At 63.4% G+C, this 13,213-nt stretch carries 9 protein-coding genes; 7 read left to right on the forward strand and 2 right to left on the reverse strand.

Annotation, left to right across the window (positions count from 1 at the left end):
- Positions 1-228 precede the first annotated feature (228 nt).
- The 5 genes from pgi (at position 229) to FB598_RS17330 (ending at position 9,733) form a co-directional block, all read left to right on the forward strand.
- Positions 229-1,935, forward strand: coding sequence for a glucose-6-phosphate isomerase (pgi, locus tag FB598_RS17310; protein ID WP_141916890.1), 1,707 nt, complete (start codon positions 229-231; stop codon positions 1,933-1,935).
- A 637-nt stretch (positions 1,936-2,572) separates the two neighbouring features.
- On the forward strand, positions 2,573-2,950 hold the full coding sequence (locus FB598_RS17315) for a hypothetical protein (RefSeq protein WP_141916891.1): 378 nt from the start codon (positions 2,573-2,575) through the stop codon (positions 2,948-2,950).
- A 230-nt stretch (positions 2,951-3,180) separates the two neighbouring features.
- Positions 3,181-5,781 carry a response regulator gene (locus FB598_RS17320; RefSeq protein WP_141916893.1) on the forward strand — a complete coding sequence of 867 codons (2,601 nt, stop codon included), beginning with the start codon at positions 3,181-3,183 and terminating at the stop codon, positions 5,779-5,781.
- Positions 5,782-6,146: 365 nt separating this feature from the next.
- The gene (locus FB598_RS17325; protein WP_255464055.1) at positions 6,147-8,282 is read left to right on the forward strand and encodes a TonB-dependent siderophore receptor; all 2,136 of its coding nucleotides are present in this window, start codon (positions 6,147-6,149) and stop codon (positions 8,280-8,282) included.
- Positions 8,283-8,497: 215 nt separating this feature from the next.
- A complete protein-coding gene (locus FB598_RS17330) occupies positions 8,498-9,733 on the forward strand; it encodes a PepSY domain-containing protein (RefSeq protein WP_141916895.1) in 1,236 nt (411 codons plus the stop codon).
- Positions 9,734-9,754: 21 nt separating this feature from the next.
- Here the strand turns inward: FB598_RS17330 and FB598_RS17335 are convergent, their stop codons facing one another.
- Together FB598_RS17335 and FB598_RS17340 are read right to left on the reverse strand one after the other, a co-directional pair.
- Positions 9,755-10,531: a 2OG-Fe(II) oxygenase gene (locus tag FB598_RS17335; protein WP_141916896.1), complete on the reverse strand. Its 777-nt coding sequence runs from the start codon at positions 10,529-10,531 to the stop codon at positions 9,755-9,757.
- Positions 10,532-10,844: 313 nt separating this feature from the next.
- Entirely contained in the window at positions 10,845-11,723 is an 879-nt protein-coding gene (locus FB598_RS17340; RefSeq protein ID WP_141916898.1) for a LysR substrate-binding domain-containing protein, read from the reverse strand.
- A gap of 109 nt (positions 11,724-11,832) precedes the next feature.
- Between FB598_RS17340 and FB598_RS17345 the strand changes: the two genes are divergently transcribed.
- Together FB598_RS17345 and FB598_RS17350 are read left to right on the forward strand one after the other, a co-directional pair.
- Positions 11,833-12,249 carry a VOC family protein gene (locus FB598_RS17345; RefSeq protein ID WP_141916900.1) on the forward strand — a complete coding sequence of 139 codons (417 nt, stop codon included), beginning with the start codon at positions 11,833-11,835 and terminating at the stop codon, positions 12,247-12,249.
- Positions 12,246-13,211 carry a glyoxylate/hydroxypyruvate reductase A gene (locus tag FB598_RS17350; protein ID WP_141916902.1) on the forward strand — a complete coding sequence of 322 codons (966 nt, stop codon included), beginning with the start codon at positions 12,246-12,248 and terminating at the stop codon, positions 13,209-13,211. Before FB598_RS17345 ends, FB598_RS17350 begins: the two co-directional genes overlap by 4 nt.
- Positions 13,212-13,213: the final 2 nt, after the last annotated feature.

Genomic DNA, 13,213 nt, shown 5'->3' on the forward strand with positions numbered 1-13,213 from the left:
CGCAGCGCATAAGTTGCGCCGTTACCCTGTGGCTCTGTCTCGCATGCCATGCCAACATGCTGGAATCCTTATCCAGCAAGCATTTGGCCAGATCGGGGCGATGTACGGGCAAGCGGCTCGGATAGACAAGAGCCTTGCCTGGGCCATCGTTGGTGCGTTGCACTATCAGGCGTGCAGCGATGCCATGCCCGCCCCCGCCCAGCACACCAGGAACAAGGAGCAGGACTCATGACGACTTTGCCCGCCAGCGACATCCAGTTGCCTCTCTTTCTCTATGCCCAGCGTGAACCGTTGACCGAAAAAAGCGCCTGGGCCGCGCTCGACGAGCATTACCGCGACCGCGCACGCCACTTCCAGCTTGAACGCCTGTTCGCCGCCGATGCAAAACGCGGCGAGAGCATGGTGGTCGAAGACGTCGGCATCTACCTCGATTACTCGAAGAACCTGGTCACCGCCGAAACCATGGCGCTGCTGATGCAATTGGCCCGCCAGTGCGGCCTGCAAGATCGCATCGATGCCATGTTCCGTGGCGAGAGGATCAACAGCACCGAAGGACGGCCGGCATTGCATACGGCCTTGCGCAAGCCGCCGGGATCGCGGCTGATCGTCGATGGCGAGGATGTGGTGGCGCAGGTGCAAGAGGTGCTGGGCCGCATGGAGGATTTCGCGGGCCGGGTGCGTTCGGGCCAATGGCTGGGGCATACCGGCCGCCCGATCCGCCATGTGGTCAACATCGGCATCGGCGGTTCCGACCTCGGCCCGATGATGGCGCATGAAGCGTTGCGCTATTATGGCAAGCGCGATATCGGCATGCATTTCCTGTCGGACGTGGATGGCGCCGCGTTGCTGGAAACCGTGCGTGCGTTGCCGGCCGAGCAAACGCTGTTCATCGTCTGTTCGAAAACCTTCACCACGCTCGAAACCATCGCCAACGCCCGCGCCGCGCGCGATTGGCTGGTTGCCCAGTTGGGCGACGAAAGGGCCGTGTCGCGCCATTTCGTCGGCGTGACCACCAACACCGGGCAAGCCGCGCAGTTCGGCATCGATCCTGAAAACATGTTCGGTTTCTGGGATTGGGTGGGCGGACGTTATTCGATGGCCAGTGCCATCGGCCTGTCGACCATGATCGCCATCGGCCCGGAAAATTTCCGCCAGATGCTGCGCGGTTTCCATGCCATGGACGAGCATTTCCGCAGCGCGCCGCCGGAGAGGAACCTGCCGGTGATCCTGGGCATGCTCACGGTCTGGTACACCAACTTTTTCCACGCCGCCAGCCAGGCGGTGCTGCCATACAGCCAATACCTCAAGCGCCTGCCGGCCTATCTGCAGCAACTGACCATGGAGAGCAACGGCAAGCACGTCACCGTCAACGGCGAGACTGTCGATTACCCGACCTCGCCGATCTATTGGGGCGACAACGGCATCAACGGCCAGCACTCGTTCTACCAGATGCTGCACCAGGGCACACAGCTGGTGCCATGCGACTTCATCGGCTTTTGGAAGCCGCTGGAACAGGGCGGCGAGCGGCATGAACTGCTGATGGCGAACATGTTTGCGCAGGCCGAGGCCCTGGCCTTCGGCAAGAGCGCTGCCCAGGTGCGCGGGGAGGGCACGCCGGAAGAACTGGTGCCGCATCGGGTATTCGACGGCAACCGGCCCAGCAACAGCATGCTGGTCGAGCAGCTCACGCCGTACAGCCTGGGTACGCTGGTGGCGTTGTATGAACACAGCGTGTTTACCCAAGGCGTGATCTGGAACATCGACTCCTTCGACCAGTGGGGTGTCGAACTGGGCAAGGCGCTGGCCAAGCGTACGGCATCCCAGTTGCTGGACCATCGCCAGCCGCTGCATCATGACAGTTCGACCAATGCGTTGATCCGCCGCTTCCGCAATTGCAGCCGCGACGACAACCTGCAACAGGCCAGGGCGGCCTGAGCCTTCCGGCCGAGGCGCAGGCGGCAGTGCCAGCAAGCCGCGCAGGTTCGCCGACGACGTTGCCGATCCGGACAGTATCGCCGTTATACGGCGGCTTTCGCTTTGTCCTACAAATAAATACGATGGCGTCCGATACGGCTCATCATGGCGACCGCCTATGATCGTCAAACCCGTCTGGAAGCGCACATGAAAACAGGTTGCGCCAGGCGTGTTGCATGTCCGGTAAGGGTTGCGCGGCGCGTCTTTGCCGCTGTTTTTTTAGGAGGAGTCCGGGCCCAGGAGGGCCGCGCCGGGCACGGCGTTTCCATGGCGTGCTGGCAATGGCGGCGATGATGTTCATGGGCAATACAAGCTCTCGTTTTTCACAAACAAAATCTGCCGGATCCATGTGGTTTGGCTAAAATGAACTGGCTGGCATTTGCGAAACATCGCATGTATTTGCACCTGGACATCAGGGAGTGAAAACCATGTTGTCGATGAAATATAAAGAAAAATCGATTGCAGTTTCCAACGTCCGGCACATTTTTCCCGCCACAGGAGGCGCAAGTTGCAGCGCGCCGATGCGAAGCCGGAACGCGCCTTAGGAAGCGCGAGGAACAAGGATTGCTAGCTTTGGAAATTTGACAGGGGAAATGTCATGGACAAGTCCGATTCCGCTCATCCGACCGACAAGAATATCTCCATCCAGCAAGGCGATTGGGATGCATACCGGAACCATATCGGAAGCCACGCGGCCGATCCGCAAAAAACGCCGGACGAATGCGAGGAAGAGATCCGCAGCGCACCGGCCGGCGCCCCGGGCGATTCATCCGGGCAGCCATTGCACGGCGAAGAAGACATCCTGGCTTACCGTCGCCAATGCGCGCGCGCCTATATCGGCATGAACGGACGCCTGGGCGGGCGCGCCTACCATGCCAATGAACCGGTGATCCTGACTCCCGAAACGGTCAACGAACTGGCCGAACTCAATCGCATCTTGCGGGAAGAGCGCGCGCAAAAAAAGAAGGGACGCTGACGAGGGCGCATGTCCTGATGGCGGATGCCCTCAGGACTCTTGGCAGCAAAAGGGGACATTGCCGATCCCGGCCGCAACGGACCGGCGGATCCCATGCAGGTTCTTTGCCAGGCGCAGTAATGCGTTGCGCGCTTGGCGTCATCATATAACCGTTAAGTGCCTTGCCTCCGTGCATGGCGCAGATGCCGCCATACCCGGACGACATAGTGGGCCTTATACGTTTTCACGACATGGCAGAAATTTCTTGGTTGCGCGGTGGCGGTCAGGCCGGCAAGATCGTTTCCGCGTCCGACTGGACGGACAATGCGTTGGGCGATCCGGCGCATTGGCCGGTGGCGCTGCGGGCATCCCTGAACATCGCCCTGCATTCTCCATCGCCGGCCCTGCTGATCTGGGGCGACGCGCGCAATATCCTCTACAACGATTCTTTCGCGGCCTGTATCGGCAGCCAGCATCCCGGCGTGTTCGGCGCGCGCCTGGATGAGGCGCCGTTTTGGCCGCAACTCCGCGCAGCGCATCTGGCCGCGATCGAGGCATGCTTCGCCGGCCGCACGCAAACACTGGAAGAGCAGCACGTGGTGCGGCCGGAAGACGCGGTCGATGCCTGGTTCGATTTTTCCTATGTGCCGATTTTTGCGGCAGACGGCGCCGCTGTCGAAGGCGTGTTGTGCACCCTGGTCGACCTCACCGAACGCCGCCGCGGGATACAGGCGCTGCTGTCGAGCGAGAACCGCCTGACCGCGATTTTCAACCAGGCGTCGGTATGCTTTTCCGAACTCGACCTGCAGGGACGCTACCTGCGGGTCAACGATGCCCTGTGCCGCATGTTGTGCCGCAGCGAGGAGGAATTGCTGCGCATGACGCTGGCCGACGTGACGCATCCGGACGATGTGCCGGTCAACATGTCGATGTTCAACCGCTGCATCGGGGACGGCAAATCCTTCACGCTGGAAAAGCGCTATGTGCGCCCGGACGGTTCGTCTTTCTGGGTGTCGAGCAACATCAGTCGCATCGTCGATGCGAAAGGCCGGCCGCAGGCCATGATCGCGGTATCCACCGACATCACCGAGCGCCGCCGCGCAGAAGAAGCGTTGCGCGAACTCAACGATACGCTGGAGCAGCGCGTGGTCGAGGAAATCCTGGAGCGCAGCCGGGCCGAGGCCGCATTGAGCCAGATGCAGAAAATGGAAGCGGTAGGCCAATTGACCGGCGGCGTGGCGCACGACTTCAACAACGTGCTGCAGATCATCGGCGGCAACCTGCAATTGCTGCAGTCCGCTGCGGCGCTGGAAGAGAAGAGTCGCCAACGCGTGAAGATCGCCATCGATGCGGTCGACCGCGGCGCCAAGCTGTCGTCGCAGTTGCTGGCGTTCGCGCGCCGGCAGCCGCTGCAGCCGCGCAGCATCAACTTGAAGCGCGTGCTGCATGACATGGATGACCTGCTGCACCGCGCGGTAGGCGAAACCATCGAGATCTCCACGATTGTCGCAAGCGACCTGTGGAACGCCATGCTCGACCCCAATCAGGTCGAGAATCTGATCATCAACACCGCCATCAACGCGCGCGACGCCATGCCTGACGGCGGGCGCCTGACGCTGCAGATGGGCAACGTGCGCTTGTCCGATCCGCATTTCCTGGCGCAAGCCGATCTGGAGCCGGGCGACTACGTGGAGCTGTCGATTTCCGACAACGGTTGCGGCATGTCGCCGGAAGTGCGCGAGCGCGCCTTCGAACCGTTCTTCACCACCAAGAAGGAAGGCGAGGGGACCGGGCTCGGCTTGTCCATGGCCTACGGTTTCGTCAAGCAGAGCAAGGGCCATATCAGTATCCAGAGCGAAGCGGGCCGGGGCACCACGATCCGCATCTGTTTCCCGCGTTCGCGGGAGGCGGAGGCCGCCGTCGACGACATCCGCGAAATGGAGGTGCATGGCGGCGACGAAACCATCCTGGTGGTGGAAGACGACCCCAGCCTGCAATTGACCGTGACCGATACGCTGTCCTCGCTGGGGTATCGCGTGCTCAAGGCCGACAATGGCGAGCGCGCGCTGGCCATCGTCCGGAGCGGCGTCCCGATCGACATGCTGTTTACCGATGTGGTGATGCCGGGCAGCGTCCCGGCCACCGAGCTGGCGCGCCAGGCCCGCCAGTTGTTGCCGGGCATAGAGATCCTGTTTACTTCCGGCTATCCGCGCGACGCCATCGTGCATGAAGGGCGGCTGGATGCCGGGGTCGAGCTGCTTTCCAAGCCTTACCGCCTCAACCAGCTGGCGCAGCGCATCCGTCACATGCTGTCCAGGCGGGCACATCGCATGCAGGCGATGCGCGGCGATCGGGGCGGCGACATTGCGGATGAGGCGCCGGGCTCGGCCACGATCCATGTCTTGCCGGTGGCCGAACGCCAGCGCAGGAAAGCCGCGGATGCCGCCGGCGCGTCGCCGCAGCATGGGCCGGCCGGGAATGACGGCGGCCAGCCGCCGCGCCTGCGCTTGCTGGTGGTGGAGGACAACATCGATTCGCAGGAACTGATCTGCGAATTGCTCGAAACGCTTGGCCATGCGGCGCACGGCGTGGCCACCGGGGAAGAAGCGCAACAGGCGCTGGAGGAGCAGGCGTTCGATGTGCTGTTTACCGACGTCAACCTGCCCGGCATCTCCGGCGTCGACCTGGCCCGGGACGCGCTATCGCGTTTTCCCGGCATGTCCATCATCTTTGCCTCCGGTTACGGCGCGGCGGTGGCGCGCAATGTCGGCTTCGCCTCCCACTCCCTGCCCAAGCCTTACGACATCGCCCAACTACGGGACATCCTCAGGAAAATCGCGGCCGCCGCCTGAGGTCACGCTGATTCCGGTGGTTCCGGTGGTTCCGGCGCAAGCGGAGCCACATGCGGGATCGGCGGCAGTCGCGTTTTCTCTGGCTGTGCACTGGCGGTTCCGCCGTTTTTTCTTCCTTCCTGGGCTCTTTACTGGCCTCTCTCCTGGGCGTCGGCAGCTTGCCAAGGCGCTATCGAAGCGCGCCGGCAACGATCAAACTTTGTAAGTCTTGTTCCCTTTTTTACTAGTTTTATTTAATATAAATACGAACAATTACCATTTGTATTTATATTAAATTGTTGAAAAGGTAAAACTTGAACCGCCATCATCCGATTCCGACGCGGCCGCGCGTCATGATCCGCGCGCTGCGCAAGGCGCTTGTTTATATGACCCTGGCCGGGGCGCCGGCATTGGCAAGCATGCCGGCTGCGGCCCAGGCCGCACCGGCCTCGGCTGAGCAGCAGGCGCCAGCCGCAGATTCCCAGGCCGTAGACGCCCAGGGCGCCAACCTGCCCACGGTGACCGTCACCGGCAGCGGCGAAGGCCAAGGTACGCAGCACTTGCAGATCCAGTCGAGCAGCGGCGCGCTGGGCTCGCGTTCCATCTTGGATACGCCGTTCTCCCTCACCAGCATCACTGCCGACGAACTGGCCGACCGGCAGATCCTCAAGCTGGGCGACGTGTTTTTCAACGATGCATCGGTCAGCGACAGCAGCGGCGGCTATAGCTCCTGGGCGTCCTACATCTCCATCCGCGGCTTGCCGGCCGACTGGCAGAATTCCTTCCGCATCGACGGCAAGCCTTTCCTCAGCTACGCCATCACGCTGCCTTACGACCATTTCGAGCGCATCGACCTGCTCAAGGGTTCGTCCGGCTTCATGTATGGCTTCGGTTCGCCGGGCGGCCTGATCAACTACATCAGCAAGAAGCCGACCGACACGCCGGTACGCAGCGTCAGCGTGGGCTATACCAGCAACAACCTCTGGAGCGAGCACGTCGACCTGGGCGGGCGCTTCGGCAATGACCAGATGTTCGGTTATCGCCTCAATGCCACGCATGACCAGGGCGAGACCTTCAACGAGGGGCATCTCAAGCGCGATTCGGTATCGCTGGCACTGGATGCGCGGCTTACGCGCGACCTGACCTGGGATTTCCAGGCGATCTGGCAGAACAGCAACGGGAAAGACCAGACGCCGTCGATCGTCACAACCGGCCTGGCCGGCGGCGGTTTGCCGGCCGTTATCAGCGGCGGCAACCGCAACCTGGTAGGCCCCGGCCAGCATATCGACACCAATTTCCAGTTGTACCAGACCGGCCTGACTTATCGCATCACGCCGGACTGGAAAGCCAACCTCAGCTATAGCCACAGCACCTCCAAGCGCTTCCGCAACGAAGGCATCGCAAGCCTGACCGATGCCGCCGGCAATTACGCCGACTGGCGCTCCGATTCGCGCGAAGGCCACGTCTTCGACCAATGGCAGGCCATGCTGGAAGGCAATGCGAAAACCGGTTTCCTGGAGCACCAGCTGGTGCTCGGCGCATCCTGGCAAAAGCAGGTCAACAATTATTCGGTCGCGCAGTACTACCAGCAGATCGGCAGCGGCAACCTGTACACGCAAAACACCAATGCGCATGACAGTTCTACCGACCTGCAGACCTACCACGCCGGCATCATTACCCAGCAGGCGGTGTTCGCCAGCGATACCCTGAAGTTCTCCGACCGCTGGTCGCTGCTGGCGGGCGCCCGCTATAACGAGTTCCAGCAGGACAGCTTCGACGCCACCGGCGCCCGGACCGCCCGTTACGACAAGTCGGCGCTGACCCCGACGGTGGCCCTGATGTTCAAGCCTGAACCGAACACCACGGTCTATGGCAGCTATGTGGAGTCGCTGGAGCAGGGCGGCACGCCCGCCACGACCAACACCAACTACGGCCAGCAACTCAAGCCGCTCATGAGCAAGCAATATGAAGTGGGCGTGAAGACCGACCAGCGCCTCTGGAGCGCCACGGCGGCGCTGTTCCGTATCGAGCGGGCGGCGGAATACACCGATTCCGGCGGCGCGCTGGTGCAGGATGGCCAATCCGACTACCAGGGCCTGGAGCTGGGCGGCGCACTGAAGCTGGGTTCGCAGTGGCAACTGGGCAGCAGCCTGATGTTCCTCGATTCCAAGTACAGCAAGGGCTCGGCCTACACCGGCAACCGCGTGGCCGGCGCGCCGGACATGGTGGCGACCGCGCAGCTGTCCTACCTGGTGCCGCAACTGGCCGGCCTGAAACTGATGGCCGACGCCAAGTACACCGGCAATACCATGCTGCGCGCGGCCAACGACCTCAAGGCGCCCGGCTATGCGTTGTTCAACCTTGGCGCCAGCTACACCACCCGCATCGGCAAGTACGACACCACGTTCCGGGCCGCGGTCAACAACCTGCTGGACAAGCGCTACTGGCAATACCAGTGGGAGAACTACATCAAGCCAGGCGATCCGCGCACCTTCAGCGTGAGCGCCAAGGTGGACTTCTGATCTTCTGATTTTCTGATTTTCTGATCGCAGGTGCGTAGGTAGTAAAATATCGAAAAAGAAGCAATTCTCGTTCTCAATTATCGACAGCCTTCCCGTTCTCTCCGGAAGGCTGTCGCTTGTGCTTGTAGAGGTTGCCGTTCCAAAGCGATATCGGCGTAGCGCCGAAGATCATTCAAGCCAGCCGACAAAACCCAAAGTAGCCAGGTAAAACAGCAATGCGCGCACTGTTCGTCATCATCCACCGCTGGTTCGGCCTTGCCGCCGCGGTCTTTCTTTTCATTTCCGGCGCCACCGGCGCGGTTATCTCCTGGGATCATGAGCTCGATGCCTGGCTCAATCCCGGCCTGTTCCAGGCCAACAGCGCCGGCCAGCCCGGCGCCGGCGCTCCCAAAGGCGGGCTGGAACTGGCCAACCTGGTGGAGCAGGCCGAGCCCAGGCTGCGGGTGACCTATGTGCTGACCCAAGGCGAGCCCGGACACACCATCGGCATGATGGTCGAGCCGCGCATCGATCCCGCTAGCGGGAAGCCTTATGCGCTGGACTATAACCAGATCGCGGTCGATCCCGTTACCGCCGAGATCCAGGGCCGCCGCATGTGGGGAGCGGTGTCGCTGTCGCGCGAGAACCTGCTGCCGTTCCTGTACAAGCTGCACTACACGATGCACCTGCCCGACATGGGCGGCATCGAAACCGGCGTCTGGCTCATGGGGATCATCGGCATCGTATGGACGCTGGATTGCTTCATCGCGCTCTACCTGTCCTTTCCCAATTGGCGCAGCTGGCGCAAATCGTTCGCCTTCCGTTGGCGCGACGGCGGCCACAAGCTCAATTTCGACCTGCACCGCTCCGGCGGCGTGTGGGTATGGGCATTGCTGCTGGTGCTGGCGGTGACGTCGGTGTCGATGAACCTGGAGCGCCAGGTCATGCGTCCCATCCTGCAAACCGTCTCGACCCTGACGCCCGGCCCCTTCGATACGCGTACCCCGGTGGCGCCGGAAAAGGCGGTCGAACCCCGCATCTCGCGTGAACAGGCGGTCGCGCTGGGCCGGCAGGAAGGAAGCAAGCAGGGCCTGGCCGAGCCGGTCGGCGGCGTGTTCTATTCCTCGATGTTCGGCGTGTATGGCGTGGGCTTTTTCCAGGCCGGCAACGATCATGGCGACGGCGGCCTGGGCAATGCCTGGCTGTATTTCGATTCCAATACCGGCGCTTACGCCGGCGGCCGCGTGCCGGGCAACGGCAGCGCCGGCGACATCTTCCTGCAGGCGCAATTCCCCTTGCATTCCGGCCGCATTCTCGGCCTGCCGGGGCGCATCCTGATTTCCTTCATGGGCGCGCTGGTGGCGATGCTGTCGGTGACCGGCGTGGTGATCTGGGTGCGCAAGCGCAAGGCGCGCATCCAGCAGCGCGCCCGCCTGGAGCCGGCCGTCCAGGCGATGGCCAAGCCGCGCTGAATATCCCGCCGGATTGAAGCGCTATGCGGCGTCGTGGAAGATGATGCCCAGCGTATGCCGCCGCCCGCTGCGCAGGCGCGACACGCCATGGCGCAAGTTGACCCGGTAGACATGCCCTGGCCCGCGCGCGCCTGGCACCGGACGCTGGCTGACCGCGAACACCACCGCGTCGCCCTGGCGCAGCGGCACGACTTGCGGGCGCGACTGCATGCGCGGGCGCTGTTCGGTCAGCACGAATTCGCCGCCGCTGAAATCGCGCCCCGGTTCCGACAGCAGGATCGCCACCTGCAGCGGAAACATGTGTTCTCCATACAAATCCTGATGCAGGCAGTTATAGTCGCCGGCCTCGTAGCGCAGCAGCAATGGCGTCGGGCGTACCTGCCCGGCTTCGTTGCAGCGGCGCACGAATTCGGCGTGCGTGGCGGGATAGCGCACGCCGATATCCATCAGGGCGTTCCAGTGGTTGGCCAGCGGCGCCAGGTGCGGATAGAAGGCGCTGCGCAGCGCCTGTACCGGCGCCGGCAGCGGGTAGCGGAAGTATTTGTATTCGCCCCGCCCGAAGTTGTGGCGCGCCATTGCGATGCGCGAGCGGAACAGGCTGTCGTCGTCGTAGAGGGCCGCCAGCCGCAGCGCTTCCTGCGCATCCAGCAGGGCGGGAATCAAGGCGCAGCCATCGGCATGCAGCGCGGCGACGATGTCGTTCCATGCTTGTGCGGCGATGCGCTGCTGCAGGTTCGCGCCGGCATCGGGGGCTTCCAGCGGTAAGGGAGGAAACAGGGGAGTAGGGTTGGTGGGCATGGCAAATCCTGGTCGATGAATATGCTCAGTGTGTCATGCTGTTCAGTTAAGCCTTCCATCAGTGAATCGTCATCCCGGCGAAGGCCGGGATCCAGTGTCTTTCGTTGCGCCTCAATGGCCGTTGAATTGGCCGTTGAATGACGAATGACGCGACGCTGGACCCTGACCTTCGTCAGGGCGACAGGGAAATTTCGGCTTAACTGAACGGCATTAATGCCCAGTGTGGGCCGGTTGCCGGGCCGGCGCACTCCGCCTCTTGCTATCGAATTGCTATCGAATTGCTATTGAATTGCTATTGAATTGCTATTGAATTTCAGGCCGGTTCGGCCGACGGAATGGCCTGCGACAACATTTTCAGCATATTGGGACGTTCGCCCTGGGCGGGCATGAGCAGCACGATGTCGCGCGAGTAGCGCGCATGGCCTTCGCCTTCGACCGCTGCCATGCGGCAGCCGGCGGCGAGTTTTTCCAGGCCGCTCCAGCGCGGCACCAGGCTTATGCCGACGCCATCGGCCACCAGCATGGCGATGGTTTCCAGGGCATCGAGGTCGCATAGCAGCGCCGGTTGCAGGCCTTGGTCATCGAGGTAGCGCTGGGCGGGGCGGCCGCCCCAGGCCGACGGGTCGTATCGGATATAGGGCTGGGTGCGCAGCAGCGTGGCGGCGTCGCCGCGCAGCTTGCGCCGCGCCAGCAGGATCAATTCCTCGCGGCGCAGCGTGCACGCGCGCAGGGTCTTGGGCAATTCGAACGGCGGCGCCACCAGGATGGCGGCGTCGATCTCGCCGGCCAGCAGGGCCTGGTAAAGCGAGCGCGAGGTGCCGGGGACGATGCTCGGGCGCATGCCGGGCGCCTGTTGCGTCAGCATGCGCAGGGCGGCCGGCAGCAGGCCCGTGAGCGCGGTTGAAATGGCGCCGACGCGCAGCGTGCCGGTCAAGCCTTCGTCGTCGGCGTCGCCGGCCAGCAAGGCGACTTCGTGCACGATGCGGCGCGCCCGCGGCAGCAGCGCCAGGCAGGCCTCGGTGGCGCGGGCGGCATGGCCGGCGCGCGACAGCAGTGCGAAGCCGAGCGAACGTTCCAGCGCCTGGATGCGCTGGCTCACGGCCGCCGCCGTCAGGCCTTCGGCGCGTGCGGCATCGGCAATGGAGCCGCTGTCGATGACGGCGATCAGGCTTTTGAGATAGCGGCTATCCATAAAAAATTCTTTCGAATCGATTAAAAATTACATGCTATCTCTTTTGATGGGCAGCGGCTATCCTAAGGCCCTTTCCGTACCTGTTCATTTTTGCTATCGAGGGAACCCCATGAAATCGATCTTCCACCTGGCCTATCACGTGCGCGACCTCGACCAGGCGCGCGGCTTCTATTGCGGCCTGCTCGGCTGCGAAGAAGGCCGCAGCACCGACACCTGGGTCGACATCGATTTCTTCGGCCACCAGTTATCGCTGCACCTGGGCGAGCCTTTTGCGGTTTCCAATACCGGCCGGGTCGGCAACCACATGGTGCCGATGCCGCACCTGGGCATCATCCTGGCCATGGACGACTGGAAGCAGCTGGCTGCCCGCCTGGGCGACAGCGGCAAGGTGGAGTTCGTGCTGGAGCCCCAGATACGGTTCGCCGGCGAACCGGGCGAGCAGGCCACGATGTTCTTCCTGGACCCGTTCGGCAATCCGATCGAGGTCAAGGGCTTCGGCAGCCTGGAACAGGTCTACGCCAAATGAGCGGGGCGGCTGGCCCGGCGATGGCGCCGATCCCTTTCGTCAGCCAGGGCGATGTCGCCGCGGTGCAGGCCTGGCTCAAGGCGCTGCGCGCGGCCATGCCGGGCGAGTGCGTGGTGGAGATGGGCGAACTGAACGCGGCGCAACGGGCGCAATGCAAGCTGGCGGTGGTGGCCAATCCGGATCCGGCCGAACTCAAGCGCCTGCCGCAGCTGGAGTGGGTGCATAGCGTATGGGCCGGCGTCGAACGGCTGGTCGAGGATCTCGGCGACAGCAGCCTGCAGCTGACCCGCCTGGTCGATCCCCGGCTGGCCGCCACCATGGCCGAAGCGGTGCTGGCGTGGACGCTCTACCTGCATCGCGACATGCCGCTGTATGCGCAGCGCCAGCGCTCGCGCCTCTGGCAGGCGGAGCAATATGTGCTGCCCGAGCAGCGCACGGTTGGCATCCTGGGGCTGGGCGCGCTGGGAGAGGCGGCCGCGGAGGCGCTGCTGCAGGCGCGTTTCAAGGTATGCGGCTGGAGCCGCAAGCGGCGCGAGCTGGCCGGCGTGCGCACCTTCAGCGGCGAGCCGGGCCTGGCCGAGATGCTGGCCATGAGCGATATCCTGGTGTGCCTGCTGCCGCTTACCGGCGACACCCGCGGCCTCCTGAATGCGCAGCGCCTGGCGCTGTTGCCGCCGCAGGCCCAACTGATCAATTTTGCGCGCGGGCCCATCGTCGACGACCAGGCGTTGCGCGCTGCGCTGGATGCGCGCGCGTTGCGCCATGCGGTGCTGGACGTGTTCGCCACCGAGCCGCTGCCGGTCGACAGCTGGCACTGGGACCATCCCGATGTCACGGTGCTGCCGCATTGCTCGGCGCCGACCAATCGCGAGACGGCTTCGGCGATCGTGGCCGGCAATGTGCGGCATTACCGCCAGACCGGCGAGATACCTGCCAATGTGGATATGCGGCGCGGGTATTGAGT

This window comes from Herbaspirillum sp. SJZ106, from assembly GCF_006715495.1.
GTDB lineage: Bacteria > Pseudomonadota > Gammaproteobacteria > Burkholderiales > Burkholderiaceae_D > Herbaspirillum.

Bases quoted from the DNA above. Each gene is read 5' to 3' on its own strand.
- pgi (WP_141916890.1), top strand. From the start codon at position 229: ATGACGACTTTGCCCGCCAGCGACATCCAGTTGCCTCTCTTTCTCTAT.
- FB598_RS17315 (WP_141916891.1), top strand. From the start codon at position 2,573: ATGGACAAGTCCGATTCCGCTCATCCGACCGACAAGAATATCTCCATC.
- FB598_RS17320 (WP_141916893.1), top strand. From the start codon at position 3,181: ATGGCAGAAATTTCTTGGTTGCGCGGTGGCGGTCAGGCCGGCAAGATC.
- FB598_RS17330 (WP_141916895.1), top strand. From the start codon at position 8,498: ATGCGCGCACTGTTCGTCATCATCCACCGCTGGTTCGGCCTTGCCGCC.
- FB598_RS17345 (WP_141916900.1), top strand. From the start codon at position 11,833: ATGAAATCGATCTTCCACCTGGCCTATCACGTGCGCGACCTCGACCAG.
- FB598_RS17335 (WP_141916896.1), bottom strand. From the start codon at position 10,531: ATGCCCACCAACCCTACTCCCCTGTTTCCTCCCTTACCGCTGGAAGCC.
- FB598_RS17325 (WP_255464055.1), top strand. From the start codon at position 6,147: ATGACCCTGGCCGGGGCGCCGGCATTGGCAAGCATGCCGGCTGCGGCC.
- FB598_RS17340 (WP_141916898.1), bottom strand. From the start codon at position 11,723: ATGGATAGCCGCTATCTCAAAAGCCTGATCGCCGTCATCGACAGCGGC.
- FB598_RS17350 (WP_141916902.1), top strand. From the start codon at position 12,246: ATGAGCGGGGCGGCTGGCCCGGCGATGGCGCCGATCCCTTTCGTCAGC.